This window comes from Nocardioides sp. S5 (assembly GCF_017310035.1).
Lineage (GTDB): Bacteria > Actinomycetota > Actinomycetes > Propionibacteriales > Nocardioidaceae > Nocardioides.
On record NZ_CP022296.1, the window covers coordinates 4,643,218 to 4,668,729 of the forward strand.

General features: G+C 72.2%; 29 protein-coding genes and 1 pseudogene. 15 read left to right on the top strand and 15 right to left on the bottom strand.

What is annotated here, in order from left to right:
- Positions 1-16: 16 nt before the first annotated feature.
- Entirely contained in the window at positions 17-1,180 is a 1,164-nt protein-coding gene (locus CFI00_RS22855; protein WP_207083225.1) for an LLM class flavin-dependent oxidoreductase, read from the bottom strand.
- Positions 1,181-1,288: 108 nt separating this feature from the next.
- Between CFI00_RS22855 and CFI00_RS22860 the strand changes: the two genes are divergently transcribed.
- The 3 genes from CFI00_RS22860 (at position 1,289) to CFI00_RS22870 (ending at position 3,506) form a co-directional block, all read left to right on the top strand.
- Positions 1,289-2,056: a hypothetical protein gene (locus CFI00_RS22860; protein WP_207083226.1), complete on the top strand. Its 768-nt coding sequence runs from the start codon at positions 1,289-1,291 to the stop codon at positions 2,054-2,056.
- Positions 2,057-2,184: 128 nt separating this feature from the next.
- A complete protein-coding gene (locus CFI00_RS22865; protein ID WP_207083227.1) occupies positions 2,185-2,586 on the top strand; it encodes a tetratricopeptide repeat protein in 402 nt (133 codons plus the stop codon).
- Between the two features lie 92 nt (positions 2,587-2,678).
- Complete coding sequence (locus tag CFI00_RS22870) at positions 2,679-3,506, top strand: glycerophosphodiester phosphodiesterase family protein (RefSeq protein ID WP_207083228.1); 828 nt, start codon at positions 2,679-2,681, stop codon at positions 3,504-3,506.
- Between the two features lie 8 nt (positions 3,507-3,514).
- Here the strand turns inward: CFI00_RS22870 and CFI00_RS22875 are convergent, their stop codons facing one another.
- The gene (locus CFI00_RS22875; RefSeq protein WP_207083229.1) at positions 3,515-4,132 is read right to left on the bottom strand and encodes a response regulator transcription factor; all 618 of its coding nucleotides are present in this window, start codon (positions 4,130-4,132) and stop codon (positions 3,515-3,517) included.
- A gap of 209 nt (positions 4,133-4,341) precedes the next feature.
- Between CFI00_RS22875 and CFI00_RS22880 the strand changes: the two genes are divergently transcribed.
- From CFI00_RS22880 to CFI00_RS22915, 8 genes are all read left to right on the top strand, one after another.
- Positions 4,342-4,644 (top strand): metal-sensitive transcriptional regulator, encoded by a 303-nt coding sequence (locus CFI00_RS22880; protein WP_207083230.1) that lies wholly within the window; start codon positions 4,342-4,344, stop codon positions 4,642-4,644.
- A gap of 61 nt (positions 4,645-4,705) precedes the next feature.
- A complete protein-coding gene (locus CFI00_RS22885) occupies positions 4,706-4,909 on the top strand; it encodes a heavy-metal-associated domain-containing protein (RefSeq protein ID WP_207083231.1) in 204 nt (67 codons plus the stop codon).
- Between the two features lie 34 nt (positions 4,910-4,943).
- Positions 4,944-5,897, top strand: a complete 954-nt coding sequence (locus CFI00_RS22890) for a hypothetical protein (RefSeq protein WP_207083232.1) — start codon at positions 4,944-4,946, stop codon at positions 5,895-5,897.
- Positions 5,887-8,118: a heavy metal translocating P-type ATPase gene (locus CFI00_RS22895; RefSeq protein WP_207083233.1), complete on the top strand. Its 2,232-nt coding sequence runs from the start codon at positions 5,887-5,889 to the stop codon at positions 8,116-8,118. Before CFI00_RS22890 ends, CFI00_RS22895 begins: the two co-directional genes overlap by 11 nt.
- 54 nt (positions 8,119-8,172) lie before the next feature.
- Positions 8,173-8,880 (top strand): EcsC family protein, encoded by a 708-nt coding sequence (locus CFI00_RS22900; protein ID WP_242532590.1) that lies wholly within the window; start codon positions 8,173-8,175, stop codon positions 8,878-8,880.
- An 81-nt stretch (positions 8,881-8,961) separates the two neighbouring features.
- Positions 8,962-9,318, top strand: coding sequence for a hypothetical protein (locus CFI00_RS22905; protein WP_207083234.1), 357 nt, complete (start codon positions 8,962-8,964; stop codon positions 9,316-9,318).
- Positions 9,315-9,710, top strand: coding sequence for a hypothetical protein (locus CFI00_RS22910; protein WP_242532591.1), 396 nt, complete (start codon positions 9,315-9,317; stop codon positions 9,708-9,710). Before CFI00_RS22905 ends, CFI00_RS22910 begins: the two co-directional genes overlap by 4 nt.
- Positions 9,711-9,765: 55 nt before the next feature.
- Positions 9,766-10,068, top strand: coding sequence for a hypothetical protein (locus CFI00_RS22915; protein WP_207083235.1), 303 nt, complete (start codon positions 9,766-9,768; stop codon positions 10,066-10,068).
- Positions 10,069-10,077: 9 nt separating this feature from the next.
- Here the strand turns inward: CFI00_RS22915 and CFI00_RS22920 are convergent, their stop codons facing one another.
- The 6 genes and pseudogenes from CFI00_RS22920 to CFI00_RS22940 form a co-directional block, all read right to left on the bottom strand.
- On the bottom strand, positions 10,078-10,983 hold the full coding sequence (locus CFI00_RS22920) for a haloalkane dehalogenase (RefSeq protein WP_242532592.1): 906 nt from the start codon (positions 10,981-10,983) through the stop codon (positions 10,078-10,080).
- Positions 10,984-10,988: 5 nt separating this feature from the next.
- Entirely contained in the window at positions 10,989-11,375 is a 387-nt protein-coding gene (locus tag CFI00_RS22925; protein ID WP_207083236.1) for a DUF1622 domain-containing protein, read from the bottom strand.
- 82 nt (positions 11,376-11,457) lie between these two features.
- Complete coding sequence (locus CFI00_RS22930) at positions 11,458-11,739, bottom strand: DUF4287 domain-containing protein (protein WP_207083237.1); 282 nt, start codon at positions 11,737-11,739, stop codon at positions 11,458-11,460.
- Between the two features lie 122 nt (positions 11,740-11,861).
- Positions 11,862-13,085, bottom strand: coding sequence for an HNH endonuclease signature motif containing protein (locus CFI00_RS22935; protein ID WP_207083238.1), 1,224 nt, complete (start codon positions 13,083-13,085; stop codon positions 11,862-11,864).
- A 240-nt stretch (positions 13,086-13,325) separates the two neighbouring features.
- Positions 13,326-13,592, bottom strand: a complete 267-nt coding sequence (locus CFI00_RS24000; RefSeq protein WP_347401906.1) for a TrkA C-terminal domain-containing protein — start codon at positions 13,590-13,592, stop codon at positions 13,326-13,328.
- Positions 13,593-13,655: 63 nt separating this feature from the next.
- Positions 13,656-14,516: pseudogene (locus tag CFI00_RS22940) on the bottom strand (RimK family alpha-L-glutamate ligase); the annotation flags it as partial.
- A 55-nt stretch (positions 14,517-14,571) separates the two neighbouring features.
- On the opposite strand from CFI00_RS22940, the gene CFI00_RS22945 reads away from it, so the two are divergent.
- On the top strand, positions 14,572-15,060 hold the full coding sequence (locus tag CFI00_RS22945; RefSeq protein ID WP_242532593.1) for a RimK/LysX family protein: 489 nt from the start codon (positions 14,572-14,574) through the stop codon (positions 15,058-15,060).
- A 6-nt stretch (positions 15,061-15,066) separates the two neighbouring features.
- Here the strand turns inward: CFI00_RS22945 and CFI00_RS22950 are convergent, their stop codons facing one another.
- Positions 15,067-16,398: a hypothetical protein gene (locus CFI00_RS22950; protein WP_207083241.1), complete on the bottom strand. Its 1,332-nt coding sequence runs from the start codon at positions 16,396-16,398 to the stop codon at positions 15,067-15,069.
- A 191-nt stretch (positions 16,399-16,589) separates the two neighbouring features.
- On the opposite strand from CFI00_RS22950, the gene CFI00_RS22955 reads away from it, so the two are divergent.
- Positions 16,590-17,537 carry a succinylglutamate desuccinylase/aspartoacylase family protein gene (locus CFI00_RS22955; protein ID WP_207083242.1) on the top strand — a complete coding sequence of 316 codons (948 nt, stop codon included), beginning with the start codon at positions 16,590-16,592 and terminating at the stop codon, positions 17,535-17,537.
- Positions 17,538-17,547: 10 nt separating this feature from the next.
- Positions 17,548-18,750 carry a cysteine desulfurase-like protein gene (locus tag CFI00_RS22960; RefSeq protein WP_207083243.1) on the top strand — a complete coding sequence of 401 codons (1,203 nt, stop codon included), beginning with the start codon at positions 17,548-17,550 and terminating at the stop codon, positions 18,748-18,750.
- 8 nt (positions 18,751-18,758) lie between these two features.
- Here the strand turns inward: CFI00_RS22960 and CFI00_RS22965 are convergent, their stop codons facing one another.
- Entirely contained in the window at positions 18,759-19,370 is a 612-nt protein-coding gene (locus tag CFI00_RS22965; protein WP_207083244.1) for a hypothetical protein, read from the bottom strand.
- Positions 19,371-19,659: 289 nt separating this feature from the next.
- Positions 19,660-19,893, bottom strand: a complete 234-nt coding sequence (locus CFI00_RS22970) for a hypothetical protein (RefSeq protein ID WP_207083245.1) — start codon at positions 19,891-19,893, stop codon at positions 19,660-19,662.
- Positions 19,894-20,080: 187 nt separating this feature from the next.
- Here CFI00_RS22970 and CFI00_RS22975 point away from each other — a divergent pair, with 187 nt between their 5' ends.
- Positions 20,081-21,121 carry a DNA polymerase IV gene (locus CFI00_RS22975; protein WP_207083246.1) on the top strand — a complete coding sequence of 347 codons (1,041 nt, stop codon included), beginning with the start codon at positions 20,081-20,083 and terminating at the stop codon, positions 21,119-21,121.
- Between the two features lie 13 nt (positions 21,122-21,134).
- Here CFI00_RS22975 and CFI00_RS22980 read toward each other — a convergent pair whose 3' ends face one another.
- The 4 genes from CFI00_RS22980 to CFI00_RS22995 form a co-directional block, all read right to left on the bottom strand.
- Positions 21,135-22,055, bottom strand: a complete 921-nt coding sequence (locus tag CFI00_RS22980; protein ID WP_207083247.1) for a hypothetical protein — start codon at positions 22,053-22,055, stop codon at positions 21,135-21,137.
- A complete protein-coding gene (locus CFI00_RS22985; protein ID WP_207083248.1) occupies positions 22,052-22,546 on the bottom strand; it encodes a SigE family RNA polymerase sigma factor in 495 nt (164 codons plus the stop codon). Before CFI00_RS22985 ends, CFI00_RS22980 begins: the two co-directional genes overlap by 4 nt.
- 80 nt (positions 22,547-22,626) lie before the next feature.
- Positions 22,627-22,851 carry a hypothetical protein gene (locus CFI00_RS22990; protein WP_207083249.1) on the bottom strand — a complete coding sequence of 75 codons (225 nt, stop codon included), beginning with the start codon at positions 22,849-22,851 and terminating at the stop codon, positions 22,627-22,629.
- Between the two features lie 105 nt (positions 22,852-22,956).
- Positions 22,957-25,512 carry an ABC transporter permease gene (locus CFI00_RS22995; protein ID WP_207083250.1) on the bottom strand — a complete coding sequence of 852 codons (2,556 nt, stop codon included), beginning with the start codon at positions 25,510-25,512 and terminating at the stop codon, positions 22,957-22,959.

Here is a 25,512-nt window from a genome sequence, read left to right on the forward strand (position 1 = left end):
CGCTCGCTCCGCTCGCTCATGCGCTGGCCCCGGCGGTCTGGGCCTGCTCGGCCTGCAGCTTCTCGACGTGCCGCCGGGCGGGCTCGACGAGGTGGTGCGGGGCGTCCGCGCCGGCCGCGACGAGCGAGGCGTGGGTGGGCGGGTCGCTCGGCACGTGCGCCGGGCGACGGCGCTCGAACTCCGCGCGGAGCACGGGCACGACCTCGGTGCCGAGCATCTCCACCTGCTCCAGCACCAGCGACTCCGGCAGGCCGGCGTGGTCGATGAGGAACATCTGGCGCTGGTAGTCACCGACGTAGTCGGCGAAGCCGAGGGTGCGCTCGATGACCTGCTCGGTCGTGCCGACGGTCAGCGGCGTCATCTTCGTGAAGTCCTCCAGCGACGGGCCGTGGCCGTAGACCGGGGCGTTGTCGAAGTAGGGGCGGAAGACCCGCTTGGCCTCGGCCTCGCTGCCGGCCATGAAGACCTGGCCGCCAAGGCCGACGTAGGCCTGGTCGGCAGCGCCGTGGCCGTAGAACTCGAAGCGGCGGCGGTAGAGCTGCACCATCGCCTCGGTGTGCTCCTTGTTCCAGAAGATGTGGTTGTGGAAGAACCCGTCGCCGTAGTAGGCCGCCTGCTCGGCGATCTCGGTGCTGCGGATCGAGCCGTGCCACACGAAGGGCGGCGTGCCGTCGAGCGGCGCCGGTGTGGAGGTGTAGCCCTGCAACGGGGTGCGGAACTGGCCCTGCCAGTTGACGACCGGCTCGCGCCACAGCTTGCGCAGCAGGTGGTAGTTCTCGATCGCGAGCTTGATGCCGTCGCGGATGTCCTTGCCGAACCAGGGGTAGACCGGGCCGGTGTTGCCGCGGCCCATCATCAGGTCGACGCGCCCGCCCGAGAGGTGCTGGAGGAACGCGTAGTCCTCGGCGATCTTCACCGGGTCGTTCGTGGTGATGAGCGTGGTGCTCGTCGAGAGCAGCAGCTTCTCGGTCTTCGCGGCGATGTAGCCCAGGTGCGTCGTCGGGGACGACACGACGAACGGCGGGTTGTGGTGCTCGCCGGTCGCGAAGACGTCGAGCCCGACCTCCTCGGCCTTGAGCGCGATCTTCGTCATCAGGGCGATGCGCTCGGCCTCGGACGGCGTACGCCCGGTGGTCGGGTCGGTGGTGATGTCGCCGACGCTGAAGATGCCGAACTGCATGGTGTCCTCCGTTTAGTTGAAGTTTCTATGATCTCCAACAGGGCTCGCGGCACCAGTATTCCGCCGGTTCGGCTGCACGGGCCACCGCGCCCACCTACTCTCCGGACCATGCGCCCCGCACTCGCCGCCGTCGCCGCCCTCGCCACCCTGTCCGCGGTCGTCCCGACCGGCCCGACGGCGTACGCCGCCTCGTCCGCCGCCTCGTCCAGCGACTGGCGCGCCGCGGCCTGCGCGGAGGACAACCGCGACGGCCTCGCCCTCGGTGCCTACACGGTGGCGCAGTCGCAGCAACGGCGCGTCAAGCAGATCCCCACCCTCACCCTCACCGCGCAGCGGCTCGTCTTCGCGAGCGGGACGCGTTGTGACCTGATCAGCCTCGACGGCTCGGTCCCCTTCGGCCGGGAGGTGAAGGGCCACGGCTCGTCGATCTCCGTGCTGGGCGAGCTGGTCGTCGGGGGCATGAGCCAGGGCGAGATGGAGGGCTCGGGCTCCCTGACCGGCGTCGGCGGCACCGAGCCCATCCGCGGCATCCGGGACGTGGTCCTCGGCGCGGAGGTCTTCACCGACGTCGAGACCGGGACGATGCCGGACTCCACCTCCCTGCCGGAGTCGTGGCGCAACCAGCCCTACACCTTCACCCACACCCGCACCGGCTTCACGGCCTCGGTCGAGGGCCGCACGTCGAAGGAGAGAACCTTTGCCGTCACCCCGGCGACCCGGGCGGCCGCGAAGCGCCGCCTCGCCTCGGCACTGGCCGACGCCGACTCCGCGGCCGAGCGCCGCGACGCCCGCCGGACCTACCGGCTCGCCCTGGAGGGCGTCCGGCTGGTGATGAAGCGGTTCCGCCACGAGTGGACCGGCGAGCTCCCGGGCTGACCCTCGCCTCGTCGTCGCGGCGCGCCCGAGGAATGCCTCCCGCGCCCGGAGCGTTGGGCGAGGCACCATCGAATGACATCGAACGACATCGATGGCATCGAGCCGGTGCTTGCGCGAGAGGAGCGACGATGACCGACTTCACGCCCAACGACTTGACCTCGTTCGAGCAGCTGCTGCGCGGACACGCGGGGCTGCTCGAGGACTCCGTCCACGACCGCTGGGTGCGGGCCCAGGCCCTGTTCGAGGAGCGCGCCTACCGCGAGGCCGCGGTGCTGCTCACCGAGCTGCTCGACGACCCGGGCGAGGTCGTGCACGAGCTCACCGACGTACGCCTCCTGCTGGCGCGCTCGCTCTTCCACTCCGCCCAGCTCAACGGCACGATCCGGGTGGCGACCGAGCTGCTGGAGCACGACCCCAACGAGCCGTACGCCCACCTGCTCCTGGGCCGTGCCCTGCAGCGCCAGGGACGCAAGGACGAGGCGCAGCCGCACCTGCGGCTGGCCGAGCTGCTGGGCGGCTACCGCAGCTGAGCGGAGACGCAGCGACGAAGCCTGGGTGAACACTCGCCCGGACGGTCCCGTTCGGGGCGACAGCCCCGGACGGGGCGCCACATGCTGAGGACGTGACCAGCTCAGGCGACATCCGTTACGGCGACCACCCCGGTCCGCTCGCCATCGCCCACCGCGGCGGCATGGCGCTCGCCCCCGAGAACACCCTCGCCGCCTTCGGACGTGCCACGTCCCTGGGCCTGACCCACCTCGAGACCGACGTCCGCACCACCCGCGACGGGCACCTCGTGTGCTTCCACGACGCGAGCCTGCGTCGGGTCACGGGGCACCCGGGCGACGTCGCCGACCTCGACCTGGCCGACCTGCGCCGGCTCCGCGTCGACGGCACCGACCGGATCCCGACCCTCGTGGAGGCGATGGCCGCCTTCCCGCAGGCCAGGTTCGCCATCGACCTGAAGGACGAGCCATCGGTCGGGGCGATGGCGCGCCTGCTCGCCCAGCACCCCGGCTGGGCCGAGCGGATCCTGGTCGCCGGCGCGTGGAGCCGCTGGCTGCGCCGCCTCCAGGACGAGGCGCCCGGGGTCACGACGGCGCTCGGCTGGCGGTCGCTGACGACGCTGATCGCCTGCTCGCGCGGCGGCGTACGTCCCGTCGGGGTGCGCCCCGGCGGAGGCGCCTTCGCGCACGTGCCCCTGCGGCTGGGCCGGATGCCGATCCACTCCGAGCGCGTCATCGCGCGTGCCCACGAGCTCGGGATCCGGGTGGTCGTGTGGACCGTCGACGACCCGGCCACCATGCGGTCCCTGCTCGACGCCGGCGTCGACGGGATCATCACCGACCGCCCCGACCTGCTGCGGGAGGTGCTGATCGGTCGCGGCGCCTGGACGCGCCCGGCCGACCTCCCCGAGCGCGACGGCGTACGTCCTGCTCCGCTCGCCTGAGCGGTGGCTCAGACCTTCTCGAGCACGTCCGCGCGCACGCCGTGGTTGACGGCCCACAGGACCGCCTGGCTGCGGCTCTGCACGCCGGTCTTGCGGTAGGCGCTGCGGATGTAGGACTTCACCGAGTTGAGCGAGATCCGCATCTCCTGGGCGATCTCGTCGTTGCTGCGGCCGGTGGCGATGAGGGCGAGGGTCTCGCGCTCGCGGGTCGTGAGGATGTCGGCCTCGCTCGGCACGCGGCTCCCTGCCGCCGTGTGACCGGGCAGGGGCGGGGCGACGACCGCCTCGCCGAGGTGGATCGCGCGCAGCGCCCGGCCGAGCTGGATCGCGGTGAGGCTCTTGCCGAGGTAGCCCGAGACGCCGTCCGTGAGCACGTCGTCGACCAGGCCGGGGTGGTGGTTCCAGGTGAAGACCGCGACGCGCTTGATGTAGGGGTCGGCGACGGCCCGGGCGAGGGTGGTGTCGTCGAGCGGGGTGCCGAAGGTCTCGATCAGCGCGATGTCGATCGGAGCGCGCATCCGGTCCTTGAAGCTGCCGAGCTCGAAGCCGCCGAGCGTGCGGAGCATGCTCTCCAGACCTCGCCGGACGAGCTCGTCGCCGCCGAGGAGGCCAACGCGGATGATCATGGACAGTCCTGACAGTGGAAGCGGAGGACCGCACGTCCGTGCGACCTCGACGCCCCCCAGACCGTCCCCGCCACTGTAGGTGTGCGGCGCGGGCTCGGATGCCAGCCGAGCGCCCGACCGCGTGACTCGCCGACGAAAATCACCCTGAAGGGTGGGTTGCGTCACCACAGCCGCTTGCGATTAATACCCCCTAGGGGTATGTTCGAAGCATGAGCGAGCAGCACGGCCACCTCGAGGACAACGACGCAGCGGTCCAGGCCCACCTCAAGCGGCTGCGCCGCATCGAGGGACAGGTCCGCGGGATCCAGCGCATGGTGGAGGAGGAGAAGTACTGCATCGACATCCTCACCCAGGTGTCCGCTGCGACCAAGGCGCTGCAGGCGCTCGCGCTCTCGCTGCTCGACGACCACATGGCGCACTGCCTCGTCGACGCCGCCCGCCAGGGCGGGGCCGTCCAGGACGAGAAGCTCAAGGAGGCCTCCGAGGCCATCGCGCGCCTCGTGAAGTCCTGAGGTTTCGAGGCTCGCTGCGCTCGCACCTCAACCAGCGATGAACTGATGAAGGGAACCTGACATGACCACCGAGACCTACACCGTCACCGGCATGACCTGCGGCCACTGCGCCGCCTCGGTCACCGAGGAGATCTCCGAGCTCGAGGGCGTCGAGAACGTCGACGTCGTCGTCGAGACCGGAGCCGTCACCGTCACCAGCACCGCCCCCCTCGACGCGTCGGCCGTCCGCGCCGCCGTCGAGGAGGCCGGCTACGCGCTGGCGTGACGTCGCGCCGCCCGGAGAAGTGCGAGGAGGAGCGATGAGCACCCCGCTGCGCGTGGCCGCCTTCGTCACCGCCCTGGTCGTCGCCTTCGCGGTGGCCTGGGGCGGGGGCCGGCTGGTCGGGCCGGTCGAGGCCGAACCGATCGCCCACGAGGGCACGGCCGACCACGGCGAGACTGCCGCGGCCGATGACGGGGACGACCACGGTGGGCATGACGCCTCCGCGGCGGTCGCCGACGTCGGTGGGCTGACCGCCCGCGCCGACGGCTTCACCCTCGACCTCGCCGAGCGCACGCTGCCCGCCGGTCGGACCCGGCTGGACTTCCGCGTGCTCACCTCCAGCGGCCGGCCGCTGCTCGACTACACCCGCGAGCACGAGAAGGACCTCCACCTCATCGTCGTACGCCGTGACCTGACGGGCTTCCAGCACGTGCACCCGCGCCTCGACACCGCCACCGGCACCTGGTCGGTGGACGTACGCCTGACGCCGGGCGTGTGGCGCGTCGTCGCCGACTTCACCCCCGAGGGCTGGGACGGTCTCACGCTGGCCGACGACGTCGCCGTGCCGGGTGACTTCACGCCCGAGGGCCTCCCCTCCGACACCCGCGTTGCGGAGCTTGAGACCGACGAGGGCACCTACACCGTCGCCCTCGAGGGCGACACCGCTCCGGGCGCCGACACCGTGCTCACCACGAGCATCGAGCTCGACGGCGAGCCCGTCACCGACCTCGAGCCCTACCTCGGCGCCTTCGGTCACCTCGTCGCGATCCGCTCCGGTGACCTCGGCTACCTCCACGTCCACCCGGAGGAGGGCGATGCCGGTCCGGGGATCGACTTCGCGACCGCGTTCCCCACGCCGGGGACGTACCGGCTCTTCCTCGACTTCCAGCACCGCGGCACCGTCCACACCGCCGCCTTCACCGTCGAGGCGTCCGGCGTGCCCGGCAGCACCACCACCGATCACGGGGAGGAGGGCGACCATGACCACTGAGTCGACCATCGAGCCGCTCGCCGACGTCGAGCTGGCCATCACCGGCATGACCTGTGCGTCGTGCGCCAACCGCATCGAGCGCAAGCTCAACAAGCTCGACGGCGTCACCGCGACCGTCAACTACGCCACCGAGAAGGCGAAGGTCTCCTATCCCGGCTCCGTCTCCACCGACGACCTGCTGCGGACGGTCGAGGCCGCGGGCTACGCAGCCAGGCTGCCGACCCCGCCCGACGCCCCCACCGAGGACGCCGAGCCCGAGCGCGACCCGCTGCTCCAGCGGCTGCTGGTGAGCACCGCGCTCAGCGTCCCGGTGATCGCGATGGCAATGGTGCCGGCGCTGCAGTTCACCTACTGGCAGTGGGCCTCGCTGGCCCTGGCCGCGCCGGTCGTGGTGTGGGGCGCGCTGCCCTTCCACCGCGCCGCGTGGACCAACCTGCGCCACGGCGCGACCACGATGGACACCCTCGTCTCGGTCGGCGTGCTGGCTGCCTTCGGCTGGTCGCTGTGGGCGCTCTTCCTCGGCACCGCCGGCGAGCCCGGGATGACGCACCCCTTCCGGATCTCGATCGACCGCACCGACGGTGCGTCCAACATCTACCTCGAGGCCGCCGCCGGGGTGACCACCTTCATCCTCGCCGGACGCTGGCTCGAGCACCGCTCGAAGCGGCAGTCGGGTGCGGCGCTGCGGGCGCTGATGGAGCTCGGCGCGCGTGACGTGGCCGTGCTGAGGGACGGGCGTGAGGTGCGGATCCCGACCGACCAGCTGGCCGTCGGCGACGAGTTCGTCGTACGCCCCGGCGAGAAGGTCGCCACCGACGGCGAGGTCGTCGAGGGCAGCTCCGCGATCGACGCCTCGATGCTCACCGGCGAGTCCGTGCCCGTCGAGGTCGGCCCCGGCGACACCGTGGTCGGCGCCTGCCTGAACGCCGGCGGTCGCATCGTCGTGCGCGCCACCCGCGTCGGTGCCGACACCCAGCTCGCCCAGATGGCGCGCCTGGTCGAGGACGCCCAGAACGGCAAGGCCGAGGTGCAGCGCCTCGCCGACCGGATCTCCGGCGTCTTCGTGCCGATCGTCATCGGCCTGGCCGTGGCGACGCTCGGCTTCTGGCTCGGCAGCGGCGCGGGCGCGACGGCGGCCTTCACCGCGGCAGTCGCGGTGCTGATCATCGCCTGCCCCTGCGCACTCGGCCTGGCCACGCCCACCGCGCTCATGGTCGGCACCGGCCGCGGCGCACAGCTCGGCATCCTGATCAAGGGCCCCGAGGTGCTGGAGTCGACCCGCCGCGTCGACACCATCGTGCTCGACAAGACCGGCACCGTGACCACGGGCGCGATGACCGTCCACGAGGTGGTGGCGGCCGACGGCGAGTCCGCCGACGACGTACGCCGCCTCGCCGCTGCGCTCGAGTCGGCCTCCGAGCACCCGGTCGGCCGGGCCATCGCGGCCTCGGTCGAGTCCCCGGCGCCGGTGGAGGACTTCGCCAACCGCGAGGGCCTGGGTGTCGAGGGCGTCGTCGAGGGCCACGCGGTGGTCGTCGGCCGCCCGCGGCTGCTCGAGGAGTGGTCGCAGCACCTGCCCCCGTCGCTCGCCTCCGCGGTCACCGCGGCGCAGGCACAGGGGCGTACGCCCGTCGCGGTTGGCTGGGACGGCCGCGCCCGTGGCGTCATCGTCGTCGGCGACACCGTCAAGCCCACCTCCGCCGAGGCCGTGGCCAGGTTGCGCGAGCTCGGCCTGACGCCGGTGCTGCTGACCGGCGACAACGAGGCCGCCGCGCGCCACGTGGCCGCGCAGGTCGGCATCTCCGACGTCGTCGCCGACGTGCTGCCGGCCGACAAGGTGGCCGAGGTGCAGCGGCTCCAGGCCGGCGGTGCGGTCGTGGCGATGGTCGGCGACGGCGTCAACGACGCGGCCGCGCTCGCCCAGGCCGACCTCGGGCTCGCGATGGGCACCGGCACCGACGTGGCGATCGAGGCCAGCGACCTGACGCTCGTGCGCGGCGACCTGCTGGTCGCGGTCGACGCGATCCGGCTCTCGCGCCGCACGCTGGGGACCATCAAGGGCAACCTCTTCTGGGCCTTCGCCTACAACGTCGCCGCCCTGCCGCTCGCCGCCGCCGGGCTGCTCAACCCGATGCTCGCCGGTGCCGCGATGGCCTTCTCGAGCGTCTTCGTGGTGACCAACAGCCTGCGGCTGCGGGGCTTCAAGTCGTCGATCGCCTGATCGCAGGCTCCACGGGGTGTGCCCCCGCGCCCGGGCGGTCCCTACGCTCGGCGCATGGGACTCAAGGACCTCCTCACCCCGGGCAGCGACGAGACGAAGAAGACCCGCGCCGCGCTCGACGCCGCCGACGACCCGCGGCCTGACCCGGGCGCGATCGACCGCCTCGTCGAGATGCTCATCGACGTCGGGCTCGACGGCCGCGGCCCGATCGACCCGGTCCGCGAGGTGGCCGACCGCGCGCTGACCAAGGCCGGCGGTGACCGCGAGAAGGCGATCGCCGCCGTGGCCCGCTCGACCACCTTCTTCGGCGCGGTCGGCGGCTTCGCCACCGGCCTGGGCGGCTTCATCACGATGCCGGTCTCGCTGCCGGTCAACGTCGCCGAGTTCTACCTCCAGGCCGTGCGGATGGTCGGCAGCGTGGCGACGCTGCGGGGGTACGACATCTCCGAGCCGCGCGTGCGCACCGCGGTGCTGCTCACGCTCGTCGGCTCGGACTCCGACGAGGTGCTCAAGAAGGCCGGGATGCAGGGCGCCGGGAGCCGCGTCACGGCGTACGCCCTCAAGGGCCTGCCGCCCGCAGCGCTGATGGTCGTCAACAAGGCGGTCGGCTTCCGACTCATGCGCGGGGTGAGCGAGAAGCTCCTCGCCCGCTTCGGCCGCGGCATCCCCCTCGCCGGCGGCCTGGTCGGCGGCGGCATCGACGGCTTCATGATGAAGAAGATCGCAGACCACGCGATGAAGGAGTTCCCCGCGGTCAGCTGATGACGGCGCGGATGGCGTCGGCCTCCTCCTCGACCGTCGCGGCGTCGTCGACGGTGGGGGCGACCTGAGAGGATCGGGGCCGTGGACGGACCCCTTCCCCTCGCACTCATCTACGCCTCGCTCGCCTTCGCAGCCGTCGTGCTGGTGTACGTCGCGCTGGCACGCACGCCCGACTGGGGACTGCTGGGCTTCGCCGGCGTCATCGAGCTCGGCGTGCTGGTGCTGCTGGTCATGGCGGCCGTGCAGGTCGGCGGGGTCGACCTCGGCGGCCCGGAGGCCCTGACGCTGTTCGGCTACCTGCTCGCCGGGCTGGCGCTGCTGCCCGTCGGCTTCCTGTGGTCGCTCACCGAGCGCAGCCGCGGGGCGACGGCCGTGCTGGCCGTCGTCGGGCTGACGGAGGCCTTCGTCATCCTCCGCGCCCTGCAGGTCTGGCCGTGACCGCCTCCACCAGGTCCGGCGCCGGCCGCGTCCTCGTCGCGGTGTACGGCGTCTTCGCCCTCGCCGCGACCGCCCGGTCCCTCGTGCAGCTCTTCACCAAGGCCGACGAGGCACCGCTGGCGTACTCGCTCTCCGCGCTCGCCGCCGTCGTCTACATCGCCGCGACCCTCGGCCTCGCCGAGGTCGGACCCTCGCCGCGACGCCTCGCCTGGGCGGCCGTCGTCTTCGAGCTGGTCGGCGTGCTGACCGTCGGCACGCTCACCGTCCTCGACCCGGAGCTCTTCCCCGACGCGACCGTGTGGTCGGCGTACGGCGCGGGCTACGGCTGGCTGCCGCTCGTCCTGCCGTTCGCGGGGATCGCGTGGCTGTGGCACACGCGGGTGCGCGACTGAACCGGTCGTCACGCCCGGAGCGCATGAGGGGCGAGTGCCGGGGGCACGGGAGTCCATGAGCACTCCGCACGAGCAGACGCCCAAGCCCGACACCGACGAGCGTCGAGGTACGCCGAACTCGTCAGGCCCCGAGGGAGCAGCGGGCGGGATGGGCTCGAGCAGCGAGCGCGTCGGGCCCACCGGTCCGGGCCAGGTGAGCACGGACGGGCTGCGCGACACCAGCGTGCTGCCCACGCCGGACGACGCCCCGCCGGAGCAGAGCGCGGGCGGCGAGGAGCCCCAGCCGGACGGGATCGACCCGAAGTCTGGCTACCCCAGCAAGGACCCGCGCAACGACGACAAGCCCTACGACGCCTGAGCCGGTCACTCAGCCCAGCATGAAGTCGGCGACCACACGGCCGAGCTCGGCGCCGGCGTCCTCCTGGAGGAAGTGACCGGCGTCGGCGATGGTCGGGTGGTCGAGCCCGCGCGTGCCGGGGATCAGCTTGCGCAGGACGGGCGCCATCGCACCCGTGATCGGGTCGCTGTCGCTGAAGGCGACCAGGAACGGCAGCTCGCTGGCCGACAGCACCTCCCACGCAGCGCGGTTGGCCTCCGTGGCGGGATCGTCGGGGCGGGTCGGCACGAGGGTCGGCAGGGCGCGTACGCCCGCCTTGGCGCGCTCCTCGGGGAACGGCGCGTCGTACGCCGCCCGCACGTCGTCGGCCATCGGTCGCACGCAGCCGGCTGCGACGAGCCGGCCCACGTCGAGGGTTTCGGCGCTCACCACCGCATTGCGGAACTGCCACCAGATCTCCGGCATGTCGAAGTCGCCTGTCGGGAGACCGGTGTTGGCCGCGACCACGCGGGCGAAGCGGTCCTGGTTCTCGGCGACCAGCCGCAGGCCGATCAGCCCGCCCCAGTCCTGCCCGACCAGCGTCACGTCGTGCAGGTCCAGGCGGTCGAGGGCGAGCTCGCGCGTCCACTCGACCAGCCGGGCGAACGAGTAGTCCTCCGTGGCGAGTGGCTTGTCCGAGCGACCGAAGCCCACCAGATCGGGCACCACGCACCGGATCCCGCGACTGGCGAGCACCTCGATCACGTGCCGGTAGAGGAACGACCACGACGGCTCGCCGTGGAGCAGCAGCGCGACCGGGCCGTCCGCCGGGCCCGCGTCGACGTACGCCACCCGCAGGGAGCCGCCGTCGGGGTCCGCGACCTCGGCGTAGCTCGGCTCCCAGGGGAAGTCGGGGAGGTGGTCGAAAGCGGCGTCCGGGGTGCGGTAGACCTCCATGCCGGTCAGTCTGGCAGGGCAGCGGCGGTTCGGTCGCGTGTCGGCTGTCGCCGCCAAGGCAGCGTGCCTTCCAGCTCGACCTCCAGAGAGAAGCTGAGGAAGGTCCGGACGATCACGATGAGCCCGAGGGCGAGCGCGCTCTCCAAGGTGGTGTCGACGGTGATGGTCAGGACGATGTCGGCGATGATCAGCAGCTCCAGGCCGAGCAGTATCGCGCGTCCGACGCTCCGCCGAGCCGTCTCGTAGGCCTTGGGCAGCCCGTCCCGTCGTGCCACCAGCGCTGCGTGGACGAAGGCGCCGATCGCTCCAAGGACGAGCACGACCACGCCGGCGATCTCGAAGCCGTGCACCACGAGCTCCATCAGCTCGTCGAATCGTTCGTCGGTGATCATGGGCCCACCCTCGCACCTGCCCGAGGTTGACCGGGCTCGTCATCGCTTGCGCTAGGGATCGTGGAGATGGTGCGTCCCCGGATCAGCGGCGGTCGATGCCGTCCAGCCGCAGCTCGGCGGAGGGGTCGGAGTGGGTTCCGCCGCTGTCGACGTGCTTGTCGCTGATGGTCGCGCCGTTCTTGAACACGCCGAACAGCGCCATCGCGTGACCCCGGCCCACGTCGTAGTCGTCCTTGAGCCAGGTCGCGAAGTCGCCCGCCTTGCTCTGCGGGGTGAACCCACGAGCAGCGGCCTCGCTCAACAGCTCCTCGGGCGTCTTGCCGGTCTTCTTCTCGATCGCGTCGAGGTAAGCCTGGTAACTCATCGTCATCCCCCGTTCCATGGTGTGCCAGCGACCCTAGGGCCCGCCCGGGACGTTGACTTCTCCGAAACCGCTGTGCTCGCGCGACACGCCCAATGGCGGCGCTGTGCAGCAACCCGCCTCTCCTACGTCCGCATCACGAAGCTGACCGTGTTGTCCGCGTGAACCGTCATCACGTACGTCGAGTCGTGAGCGAGCCGGTGGTGGCGAGGGCACAGGAGCCGACCGTTGGCGAGGTCGGTGAGTCCGTATCGGGACCATGGGTCGTCGTGGTGGGCGTGACACCCGGAGGCTGAGGTCTCGCATCCGCGGGCGGTGCAGCCGCCGTCGCGCGGCCCGAGGGCGATGCGCTGGGACTTGGTGAAGAGCCGCGCCGCGCGGCCCATGTCCAGCGGCACTGACTTCGTGCCGAGCACCACCGGGATGATCCCGGCCTCGCACGCCAGACGTCGCGCCTGGCCAGCGGACACCCGCGTGCCGTCGTCGAGCAGAGCCGTGGCGGTCTCGCCCAGCAGCTGCTCGATCGTCATCGTGACCACGACGGTCGCGTTTACCCCTGCGGTCTGCGGCGTCGCATCGACCGGGTAGCGCTCGACGTACTCGACCAACGCCTCCCCGAGACGGCGCCGCAGCGGCTTCCACTCGTCCGACTCGTCGCGCAGCTGGTCCTCGGTGTGGCGGGCCGGGTTGGCCAGCGCCAGCAGGTGCCGCTTCAACATCGCGCCCACGTGGGACGGCACCACGAAGGTCCCGCGGCAGCGACCCTCGCCGTCGTCGGACATGGTGAAGTCGGCCTGCGCCACGGCCCGGCGCTCCTCCGCCTCGAGCACGGCAGCCTCGTGGCACTCCCCCACCTCCGGGGCCACCACGTCGAGGATCCGCTTGCCGATCTGCTTCAGCTCACGGGCGTCGTGCTGGAGCGCGAGCCCGAGCAGGGTCTCCTCAGCATGGTCACGGACCGAGGCCTCCACATGCGACGGCAGGGCGTCGATCGCCTCAGCGATCACCCGCGCCTGCTCCGAGCGCACCGCGCCCGACGTCAACGCCGTCGCGACCCACGGGTGCTCCTCCAGCGCCCGTCCCAGCGCCAGGTCGCGGCGCACCTCGCGCCGCGTCGTCCTGGTCTCGACCGCCAGCCATGCCGCCGCGTCGCGCAGCCCGTGCGCCGCAGCCACGTCATCCGACGCGCCCAGCACCCGCGCGAGCAGCGCATCCAGCTGCGAGCGTGCCTCGGTGAGCCCCACCAGCGCCGACTGCTTCTCCGCCACCGACATGAAGGCCGGCTCCACCGACGCCACGCCCTTCAGCGCAGCGCCGAGGTCGTCGGCACACTCGATGATCGGATGCACGGGGCCATCTCCTCGACGCACGTCACGGACACCCACCCGGTCCGGGTGGGGCGGTGAGGCGTACTGGCCCATGCGCCACGGTCGCCATCCGAGAGCCGCGACAACGGCATCCCGCCAGCACCAGGACGGGTTCTATGGATGGCTGCCCCGACCCCGGGATCCTCGTCGCCTCTGACGGGATCCGTTCCGGATCGGCGTGCTAGTCTTCATCGTACACCTGTTCGAAAACAAGTGCAAGGGTCAAGCGCTGGCCGGCGGCAGGTTCTTCTTCAGCAGCCGCTTCACCCGCCGCTGCTTGCGGTCCGGGATCATCGAGCGCATCTCCTCGAGCTTGCCGAAGCACAGCAGCCGGTCCTCGCCCTCGAGCACCGTCTTGTTGCGGGGGTTCGGGATGACCTGGGTGCCGCGGTGCAGGGTCAGCACGGTGATGTCGCGCTCGTCGAGGCCGGACTCGCCGAGCTTCTTGCCGACCATGTCGGAGCCCCCGTGGACCACGATCTCGGCCACGCCGTAGCCGGTCGAGACCGTCAGGCGCTGGCGTACGTCGATGTCGGGGAAGGCGACCTGGTTGTCGATGTAGTCGATGATCGCGCCGGCGACGTCGAGCTTGGTCGCGGCCTCGATGCCCTCCAGGCCGGGCGAGGAGTTGACCTCCATCACCTGCGGGCCCTTCTTGCCCTCGAGCATGTCGACACCGGCCACGCGCAGACCCATGATCTGCGCCGAGCGCACCGCCACGCGCTCGAACTCCTCGTCGAGCTCGACCGGCTCGACGCTGCCGCCGCGGTGCACGTTGGAGCGGAACTCGTCGCCCTGCGCCACGCGCCGCATCGCCGCCACGACGCGGTCGCCGACGACGAGGGCGCGGATGTCGCGGCCCTTGCTCTCCTTGACGAAGCGCTGGATCAGCACGTTCTGGCGGGTGCTCTGGAGCGTCTCGATGATCGCCTCGGCGACCTTGATCGTCGGCGCCAGTATCACGCCGATGCCCTGGGTGCCCTCGAGCAGCTTGATCACGACCGGCGCACCGCCGACGCGCTCGATCGCGGGGATCACGTCGGCGCGGTCCTGCACGAAGGTCGTCGCCGGCATCGGGATCTTGTGTCGCGACAGGATCTGCGTGGCGCGCAGCTTGTCGCGGCTGTTGGCGATGCCGTAGGACGTGTTCGGCGTGTAGACGTCCATCTGCTCGAACTGGCGCACGACGGCGGTGCCGAAGTAGGTGATCGAGTTGCCGATGCGCGGCAGGCACGCGTCGTACGTCGAGAGCTGCTTGCCGCGGAACAGCAGGTCCGGCTCCTCCCCCGTCAGGTCGATGCCGAAGCGCAGCGTGTTGAGCACCTTGACGTCGTGACCGCGCTCGAGGGCTGCGGTCCGCAGACGCTGGGTGCTGTAGGAGCGCGGCGCACGGGAGAGGATGGCGAGCTTCACGGGCGCCATACAAGCACGTCGCCACCCACGCAGGACCACCTGCCAAGATGGCCCGGTGCCGAGCGACTCCCAGCAGCCCGTGACCGCGAAGGTCGTCGTCGGCTGGCGTGAGTGGGTCGCGCTGCCGCAGGCCGACGTCGACTGGGTGAAGGCCAAGATCGACACCGGCGCGCGCTCCTCGTCGATCCACGCCTTCGACCTCGAAGCCCACGACGTCGACGGTCAGGAGTGGGTGCGCTTCTCCATCCACCCCTGGCAGCGCTCCGACGAGGACCACGTCGAGCTCAGCCTGCCGGTGCTCGACCGGCGCGAGGTGCGCAGCAGCAACGGCCTCACCGAGCAGAGGTACGCCGTCGCGATGGACGTACGCCTCGCCGGTCGCACCATCACCACCGTCATGACGCTGAGCAACCGCGACGAGATGGGCTTCCGGATGCTGATCGGGCGCGAGGCGCTCGAGCGCGGCTTCCTCGTCGACTCCGCGGTGTCCTACGCCGGCGGGAAGCCCAAGCGGGCCGTACGCCGCAAGAACTGGGGCAAGTAGCGCCCGTCAGCGCCGCTTGACCTCGCAGGACTTCAGCTTCTCCCCGCTGCACGTGTCGCGCCCGGCGTTGCCGGAGATCACGTCGCGGCCCGGCCCGCCGACGAGCAGGTCGCGGCCGGTGCTCCCGCCCAGGAAGTCGTCGCCGCCGTTGCCGAGGAGGTGGAACGCCCGTCGCTGGCAGCGCAGCCGGTCCGCGGAAGGGATGCCGTAGATGCTCTGCGTGATGGCGTCCGCGCCCCCGCGCCCGCGCACGGTCGCCGTGCACGCCTGGAACCTCAGGTCGTCGGCCCTGCCGGTCCCACGGACCACCAGGTCCCTCGCCACCAGGTAGCTCGTCTCGAACCCCCGCAGCCCGGCGCGGAGCGTACGACCGGAGTGGCGCGTCACCATCCGTCCGGACGCGAGGTCGACCTCCAGGCTCTTTCCCGCCCACGTGGCCACGTGGTCGCGACCCGCGCCACCGGCGTACGTGCTGCCGGCGGAGGCGACCTTGTCGTCGAAGCCGATGCGCAGGACGTCGTCGCCACCGGACATCGCGATGCGCTGGCGCACGGTCTGCGCGCGCGGGAAACGGACCTCGAGCGCCTCGTCGCGCTCGGTCCCGACGAAGGTGAAGGACTTCGGCGCCCGGGCGTGGGGGCCGCCGACGAGGAACCGGTCGAAGCCGGTCCACTCCAGGTACACCGCGCCCTGGCTTGCGGTGCCCGTGCGCGCGTGGACCAGCACGTCCCCGGTGCCGGTCTCGAAGGCCAGGGTGCTGCCGCCCGCGGCGCCGCCGTCGAGCAGCCCACCGGCGCCCAGCGGACCGGACCAGGTGAGTGTTCCGCCACCGGTGAGGAGCACCGCATCGGTGTTGATGACGGTGCGCTCGGAGCCTGAGACCACTCGGTCGTCGCCGCCGGCGCCGGTCGTGATGACGTCACGCTCGGTGTCGAGCGTGCCCGCCGTCGCGGCGTACTGCGTACCGCCGAGGACGCGCTCGTCGGACGGGGACCCGACGTAGCTGTCGCTGCCGGCCCCGAGACGTACGTCGACCGGGCCGCCCGCCACGGACGCGTCGACCGCGTCGGCCCCCGGACCTGCGTCGAGGGACACCTCGCGGTACTCCCGCCCACCGGTGATGCAGACGAGGTCGTCTCCCCCGAGCGCGGAGACGGTGACCGCGCCGTTGGTCACGATCACGTCGGCGCCCTCGGTGCCGGTCAGCGCGGCCATCCCCGGGGTGCCGACGATCGTCGCCGGCCTTCCCTGGCAGGTCTCCCCCGCGGCGTACGCGGAGGGGCTGGCCAGGAGGGTGGCGGCGAGCAGTCCGGCAGCCATCAGCGGCAGCGGTCGCATGGGGAGTCCTTCGATCGGGTCCGAGTCGTGTCCGGGAGGAGACGCCCACCCTGCCCCAGAAGTTGTCGCAGCTGGTCGATGGCTCACAGGTGCCGCAGAGGTCAGCCCCCCCGGGAGGTGGCCGGGGCGGGCCTCGTGCGCGACTAGGCTGGACCCGTGACGACCGCCGCCGACCCGACAATCGCCGGCTAGTGGCGCGCGAGTCCTTCGCCATCGGCGGCGTACGCATCCGAGCCGGCACGGTCCGCGCCCTCGAGCTCCCGATCACCCGCCTGGTCACCGGCGCCGACGTCGACCTCCCGGTCCGCGTCGTGCACGGGCGCGAGGACGGGCCGAGCGTCTGGATCGACGCCGCGATCCACGGCGACGAGGTCGCGGGTGTGGAGATCGTGCGCCAGGTGATGGCCGGGCTCGACGCGAAGACCTTCCGCGGGACGCTGGTCGCGGTGCCGATCGTCAACGTGCTCGGCTTCATGACCGGCGACCGCTACCTGCCCGACCGCCGCGACCTCAACCGGTCGTTCCCCGGCTCCGCGCGCGGTTCGCTCGCCGGCCGGATCGCCTACCTCTTCATGAAGGAGATCGTCGCCGGCTGCGAGGTCGGCATCGACCTCCACACCGGCTCCGACCGTCGCAGCAACCTGCCGCAGGTCCGGGCCGACCTCGACGACCCCGGCACCCGCGACCTGGCCGCCGCCTTCGGTGCACCGGTGATGCTGCACGCCAAGATCCGCGACGGCTCCCTGCGCCACGCTGCGCGCGAGCAGGGCGCGAAGGTGCTGCTCTACGAGGGCGGGGAGAACCTCCGCTTCGACTCCTACGCCGTCGACGCCGGCGTGATCGGCGTACGCCGCGTGCTGGCCGCGCTTGGCATGACCGAACCGGTGGTCGAGCCGACCGCCGAGCCCAGCCTCGAGTGCCGCTCCAGCGGGTGGGTCCGCGCGCGGCGCACCGGCATCCTGCACCTCGACGTCGCGCTCGGGCAGAAGGTCAGCGACGGCGAGCGGCTCGGCACGCTCTTCGACTCCTTCGGCAAGACGCTGCGCGCGGTCTACGCCAACCGCGACGGCATCGTCATCGGCCGCACCGAGGCCCCCCTGGTCAACTCCGGCGACGCCGTGGTGCACATCGCCAACTAGCGTGAGGCGCATGTCCTTCGACGTGGCGGCCTTCCGCGCCCACTTCCCGTCCCTCGACTCGGGGATCGCGCACTTCGACAACCCCGGCGGCACGCAGACCCCGGCCGTCGTGGGCGAGGCGATCGCCCGCGCGATGACCGGTCCGATGTCGCAGCGCGGCGCCGCGACGGTGAGCCAGCGCAATGCCGAGGCCGCGGTGGCCGGGTTCCGCTCGGCCGTGGCCGACCTGGTCGGCGGCGAGCCGGGCGGCGTGGTCCACGGCCGCAGTGCCACCGCGCTGACGTACGACTTCTCCCGCACGCTCGCGCGCAGCTGGTCGCCGGGTGACGAGGTCGTCGTCTGCGAGCTCGACCACGACTCCAACGTGCGCCCGTGGATCCAGGCCGCGGAGCGCGCCGGCGCGCCCGTGCGGTGGCTGCGGCTGGTGCCGGAGACCGGCGAGCTCGACCTCTCCTCGCTCGACGTCATCGGCGAGCGCACCCGGCTGGTCGCGCTGACCGCCGCCTCCAACCTGCTCGGCACCCGCCCGCCGGTCGACGCCGTGGCGCGGCGCGCGCACGAGGTGGGCGCGCTCGTCCACGTCGACGCGGTGCACCACACTGCCCACGCGGCGCCGGACCTGCGGTCGATGGGCGCCGACTTCCTGGTGTGCTCGCCCTACAAGTTCTTCGGGCCGCACTGCGGCGCGCTCGTCGCCGACCCGGACCTGCTCGAGACGCTGCGCCCGGACAAGCTGCTGCCGTCGACCGACGCCGTGCCGGAGCGCTTCGAGCTCGGCACGCTGCCCTACGAGCTGCTCGCTGGCGTGAGCGCCGCGGTCGACCTGATCGCCTCGTTCGCCCCCGACGGCGGCTCGCGTCGGTCCCGCCTGGTCGCGGCCGCAGCTCTCATTGCCGACCACGAGGCGCGCCTGCGCACCCGCATCGAGGACGGCCTGGCCGACCTCGGCGACCACCTCGAGCTGCACTCGCGCGCAGCCGACCGCACGTCGACGCTCTTCGTCACCCTGCGCGACCGGCTGCCGGTCGACGCCTACGAGTTCCTCGCCGAGCGCGACGTGCTGGTGCCGGCCGGCACCTTCTACGCCCACGAGACCTTCCGTGCCCTCGGCCTGCCCGTCGACTCGGGCCTGCGGATCGGGCTCGCGGCCTACAACGACGACAGCGACGTCGACCGGCTGCTCACCGGGCTCGGGGAGTTCTTCTCGTCCTGAGCGATGCGTCAGTCGCCGCGCCGCCAGCGGTAGGTCCGGGTGCGCGCCCCGGGCGCGAACCCGATCCGGCGGTAGAGCCGCGCCGGTCCGGGGTAGCCGTCGTCACCGCGCGGGCAGACGAGCCCGGCCGTGGCGCCGGCGTCGCGGGCGGCCGTGAGCGCCGAGACCGAGGCCGCGCTGGCCAGGCCCCGTCCACCGTGCTCGGCCACGCAGCCGACGGGCTCGGCCAGGGCGACCCCGGTCGTCGGGTCGAGCCAGACGCAGCACGAGGCCACCCACTCCCCGTCAGCCGTCGTCACGACGTGGTCCAGGTCGGGCCGGTAGGGCGGGGTCGTCATCAGCCGTTCGTACGCCGCCGCCGTCACCCGTGACGTCGGTGACCAGGCGGCGCGGTGGACCGCGGCGCGCTGCTCGTGCTCGCCGGCCAGCACCGCGCGGACGGCGTACCCCTCGGCGAGGTCGACCGCAGGCAGGTCGGCGAGGTCGAGGTGGTGGTGGGTGAACCACGGCGACTCCACCTCGGTGAATCCGTGGTCGGTCAGCACGTCGATCACGACGGTCTCGGTCTCCAGGGTGCTGGCGGTGACCTCGTCGGACGACTCGGCGAGGGCAGCGGTCACGACGGCATCCACGGTGACCGAGGCGGTGCCGCAGACCTCCAGCCAGTCCAGGGACCCACCACGCCCAGGCGCCGTCGAGCACGAAGGCCGGGCCCAAGTCGAGCACGTCGGGCTCGCCGTAGGCAGCCGACCATGCGAGCTGGCCCGGGTGGTGCCGCGACTGCGGCGACCAGGTCCGCGAGGCCAGCGCCTGCATCCGGGGCAGGGCCTGCTCGACGTCGAGGCGCTCGGGGTCCATGCGGGCACTCTGGCACCCCTGCTCGCTGGGCCGCGCGGGGTTTTCGTTCGGTCAGTCTCCGTGCGCCTGCTCGACCACTTCGTCGGACTCCGGCCCGTCCTCGTGGACGCTGGAGTCGACGTCGTCGGTGGCGACCGTGTCGCCGACGGTGGCGTTGCCCCCGGGCTGCGCGTCGAGCGCCGCCTGCCGCTTCGCGTCGCTCACGCGCTCGCCCGCACCGGGGAAGGCGGACTCCTCCGGGTGCTCGGCGTAGGGGTCCGGGTCGGTGGAGTGGTCGCTGCTCATGCCTCGACCGTACGCCGCCAGCCCACCGCCGCGGACCCCCACAGGGGTGGCGGCAGACGACGTCCGGCCACCGCAGGGTGGCGGCACACGCCATGCCCGAGGCACTTCCAAATGCGGTCTGCCGCCACCCTCCCGGCCCGGGGTGCGATGTGCCGCCACTGTCGGATGACTCGGCCACAATGACGAGGTGAACCACTGGGTGCTCCACGTCGACATGGACCAGTTCCTCGTCGCGGTCGAGCTGCTGCGCCGACCCGAGCTGGTCGGCCTGCCCGTCGTGGTCGGCGGGCGGGGCGACCCGACCGAGCGCGCGGTGGTGTCCACGGCGTCGTACGAAGCACGCGCGCACGGCGTACGCAGCGGGCTGGCGCTGAGGCTCGCCAAGCGGCGTTGCCCGGACGCGGTCTTCCTGCCGGTCGACTTCCCGGTCTACGAGGCCGCCTCGGCTCGGGTGATGGAGACCCTGCGCGCGACGCCCGGCGCGGTCGTGGAGGTGCTGGGGTGGGACGAGGCCTTCGTCGGCCTCGAGACGGACGACCCGCTCGCGGCCGCCCACTCCATCCGGGCCGCGGTGCGCGAGGCCACCGACCTGCACTGCTCGGTCGGGATCGGCGACACGCTCGTGCGGGCCAAGATCGCGACCGACTTCGGCAAGCCGCAGGGCACCTTCCGGCTCACGCGCGACAACTGGATGGACGTGATGGGCGAGCGCCCGACGACCGCGCTGTGGGGCATCGGCGCGAAGATCGGCGCCCGGCTGGAGGCGATCGGCATCCGCACGGTCGCCGACCTGGCCGCAGCGGAGGAGCAAGCGCTCGTCGCCGCCTTCGGGCCGGCCAGCGGCGCCCACCTCGGCCGGCTCGGCCGTGGGGGCGGCTGCGACCGGCCGGACGACACCCCGTGGGTGGCCCGGGCGCACGGCCGCGAGACGACCTACCAGTCCGACCTCGCCACGCCCGACGAGGTGCGTGACGCACTGGCCCAGCTCGCGGCGCGGGTCGTGGACGACGTACGCAAGGAGGACCGCGCCGTGCAGCGGGTGCACCTCAAGGTCCGCTTCGCGCCCTTCTTCACCTTCACCAAGGTCCGCAAGCTCCCCGAGCCGACCTTCGACGCCGACGTCATCGCCGCCACGGCGTACGCCCTCTACCTCGCGCTCGACGACCAGCGGCCGGTCCGGCTGCTCGGGGTGCGGGGCGAGATGGTGGCGCCGGAGGGCGGCTACTGACGCGCCCGGGCGCTCACCCCTGGCCGGTGGTCGAGCAGCTGACGTCCATGGTGGGCATGGTCCACTGCGGGCACCCGTTCTCGCCCGGCGGAGGCTTCGGCATCACCAACGCTGGATCGAGGCCGAGGGCGGTGAGATCCTCCGGCGGCACGACGAGCCGCGCGCGCGCCGTCGCGAGATCGGGTGCCTGGACCATCTCGCTGACGTAGGTCACGAACGTCTCGGACTTGATCACCTTCACGTCACGCGTGAACCACAGCTGGTCGGCCGGGACCGACGCGAGGTCGTCTTCGACGACCGCCATGAACTGGTCCCGCCACCCCTGCAGCCCCGAGCCGGCAGGACGATCGAGCCTCACCGCACCCAGGGTGCTGATCGCCGTGGCGCCACCGGTGTCGCGCTCGACCGTGCACTCGATGAACCACCCGGCCTCGAGGCCACCACTGCAGTAGCGGTCGGCGGCACCCTCGGCCTCGCCCCGTGCGTGGTTCAGCGTCACGCTGAACCGGTGCGGCGTGCCGTCGCCGTAGCGGACGGTCAACCCGCTCGCCATCGGCCAGTAGCGCTCCGGGAGCTCCTGGTGCTGGCTGTCGAACGCCACGAACTCACCGGCACCCAGGTCGGGCACGGATGCCTCCAGGATCGCCCGGGCGTGCTCGTCCATCGTGCGAGGCATCGTGGTGACGTCGTAGGCGACGGCCTCGGCGATGTCAGGGTCGACGACCCTGTCGGGGGCCGTCTCCCCACCCGTCAGGGGCGGCACCACCAGAGCGACTGCGAGGGCGAGGCCCGCTGCTCCAGCGACGGCGAGGACCGCACGCGTGCGGCGCACGGCCCGCCGACCGCGGCCCACGACCACCCCGGCGGGAGCGTCGAAGGGCGGCTCGTCCGCCACGTGCCGGCGCAGGAGGGTGGCGAGGTCGTGGTCGGTCATCGGTGCTCCTCGGTCAGGACCAGCGCGGGCAGGTGGGTGCGAAGCGTGGCCAGGGCCTTGGCGGTCTGGCTCTTGACGGTGCCCTCCGCGACGCCCAGGGCATCAGCCACGTCGGCGACCGAGAGGTCGTCGAGGAATCGCAGCGCGATGACCGCCCGTTGCCGCGCAGGGAGGAGGTCGAGCGCCGCTCCCACGTCGAGGACGACCGGCTCCGGCCCGGTCTCGTGGTGGTCGGGCAGCTGCTCGACCGGGACGTCGCGCCGGCGGCGCAGGTGGCTCAGGCACTCGTTGACGACGATGCGGCGGGCGTAGGCGTCGGCGGTGTCGCTGCGCACCCGGGGCCAGGCGGCGTAGAGCTTGACCATCGACTGCTGGGTGAGGTCCTCCGCGGTGTGCCAGTCCCGGACGACCAGGTACGCCGTACGGCGCAACGGGAGCCGCCGAGACAGGTAGAACTCGGTGAACTCCGCCTCGCGTCGCTCTCGCCGCATCGCGTGTGCTCCTTGTCGCCGGGCGGTGTGTCATCCCTCCTACGCCGCAGACCAGCCATCGGGTTGCCCCGACGCCTGCGTCACTGTCCGCGCCGGACCCAACCGAGCGCAACCAGCGACGTGAGTCCGGCCAGCAGCCCGACAGACGCGTGGACGAGGTCGAGCCGCGCCAACGACTCGCGCACGACCAACGACGTGCTGAGACCTCGGTCCTCACCGACCTCCGCGAGCGCGGCGTACTGCGCGACGGCGCTGCCGATCAGGGCGCAGGCCACCAGGTAGAGGCCGGACGCGATCCAACGCACTGCTGACTCCTCGATCTCGACGGGTGCCGGTCAGGCACGGGGCGGCGGACGTCATGGCGGGTGGTTGCCCGGACGACCACCCGCCATGACGTTGCCGGCGGAGGGCTACTCGGTCGCGATCGCGTCCAGCACCTTCATCCGTGAGGCACGGATCGCGGGGACGATCGCGGCGAGCACACCGAAGATCACGGCCACCACGAGGAAGACCAGGAGGTTGTCCAGCGGCAGCGAGAGCTCGGTGAGGTCGTCCTTGAGCGACTGCCGCAGGACCACGCCGATCACCAGCCCCAGCACCATGCCGAGCACCGCGCCGAGCAGCGCGATCGCCACCGACTCGAGGGTGATCATCGTCCGCAGCCGGCGCCGCGAGAGCCCGACGGCGCGCAGCAGCCCGATCTCGCGGGTCCGCTCCAGGACGCTGAGGCCCAGGGTGTTGACGATGCCGATGACCGCGATGATCACGGCGAGGGCGAGCAGGCCGTAGATCACGTAGAGCAGCTGGTTGACCTGGCCGCTGATGAGCTCCTTGAACTCGACCTTGTCCTGCACCGAGAGGATCGGCAGCTCCTCGACGACGTCCTCGAGCTCCTGCTTGACCGCGGCGCGGTCGGCGCCCTCCTCGACCGTGATGCTGAGGCTGGAGTCGCTGCGCTTGATGCCGGCGTCCTCGAGCACCGACAGCGGGACCGTGATGCCACCGGTGGTGGGGCTGTCCTCGAAGACGCCGACGACCTCGACGGGGATCGTCTCGCCGCCGGGGAAGGAGACGTCGATGGTGTCGCCGGGACGCGCGCCGAGGTCGGCCGCGCGACCCTCGCTGAGCAGGGCCTGGCGGCCCGAGATGTCGTCGGTGCCCTCGACCATGGTGAGGTCGTAGATCTCGAAGTAGGCCTGGTCGACGCCGGCCGCGAAGCTCTGGTCCGACCGGCCGTCCACGTCGACGCTGACGGGCGTGCCCTGCTGGCGGGAGACGAGGTCGACGCCGTCGACGTCCTCCATGCGGTCGCCGTACTGCGCCGGGAAGCCCTGGAAGGTCGGCATCTGGACGAGGAAGTCGCTCCGGAAGGCGTCGTCGACGACCTTGTCGTTCGTCGCGCTGAGGGACGAGGCGAGCACCCCGACCGCGGAGACGACGGCGAGGCCGATCATCAGCGCGGAAGCGGTGGCACCCGTACGCCGCGGGTTGCGCAGCGCGTTCTCGCCGGCGAGGCGACCCGCCGTGCCGAAGACGCGGCCGAAGACCGACCGGCACGCCAGCAGGACGGGCTTGCCGAGCACCGGGGCGAGCACGGCGGTGGTGATCACCCAGATGACCGCGCCGGCGCCGATCCAGATCGCGTCGGTGCCGGGGGCGCCGGTGAGACCTGCGGCCGCCAGCGCGATGCCGACGACCATGGCGATCGAGCCGAGCACCAGGCGCCGGCCCATCCCCTTCTCCTGCACGACCAGGTCGTCGCGCATCGCGGCGACCGGCGGGACCTTGGCGGCGCGTCGGGCCGGCACGAAGGCGGCGACCATCGTCACCAGGATGCCGGTGACGTAGCCGGCGGCGATGGTGAAGGGCGTCAGGGTCAGCACCTCGCCGGCGATGTCGAGGCCGAAGGTGCGGAAGAGCCCCGCCAGCAGGCGCGAGAGGCCCAGGCCCAGCAGCAGGCCGAGCGTGGCACCGACCACCGACATCAAGAACGCCTCGATGAGCACCGACCGGGTGACCTGCCGCTTGCTGGCACCGAGCGCGCGCAGCAACGCGGACTCGCGCACCCGTTGCGAGACGAGGATCGAGAAGGTGTTGAAGATGATGAAGGCGCCCACCACGATCGCGATGACCGCGAAGGTGGTGAGGAAGATCGAGATGACGTCGAGGAACTGGCCGATCTGGTCCTGCGTCTCCTTGACCACCTCGTCGCCGGTCACGCCCGCGAAGCCGTCGGGCACGACCGCGTCGGCGGCCGCAGCGAGCTCGGTCTGGGAGACGCCGTCGGCGGCGGTGAGCGCGACACTGGTGAAGGCGTCCTGGCCGTCGAGGAAGATCTCCTGCGCCTCGGCGGTGTCGAGCAGGACGAGGGTGGCGCCGGCGGTGCCGCCGCCGTTGAAGTCGGCCGTGCCGACCAGGGTGAAGGTCCGCCGGGTCTCCCCGAGGGTCGGCACGATCATCGTGACCTCGTCGCCGACGGCGTACGACCCGCGCTCCGCGGACGACGTGTCGAGGGTGACCTCACCCGGCTCGGAGGGCCACTCGCCGGCGGTGAGCTCGAGGATCTGCTCGCCGGCCATGTTCTCGGTCGGGGCGTAGTTGAAGGCCAGCGTCGGGGCACCCTGGCCACCGACGAGCTTGCCGTCCTCGCCCAGTAGGAAGGAGCCGATGCCGTCGACGGAGCCGACCGCGTCCTCGACCTCCGGCAGCGCGTCGAGGGTCTCGACATCGGCGGGCGTGATCACCTGGGTCGTGCCGACCCCGGCGTTGGCGCCCTGGATGTCGCCGGCGGGACGCACGAGCGCGTCGGAGGTGGAGCCCTTGACGATGTTGTCGAAGGTCGCGTTGAGGCCGGTGCTGAAGGTCATCACACCGGCGAGGAAGCCGATGCCGAGCACGATCGCGAGCGTGCTCATCAGCAGGCGCACCTTGCGAGCGAGCAGGTTGCGCCAGGTCAGGCGGAGCAT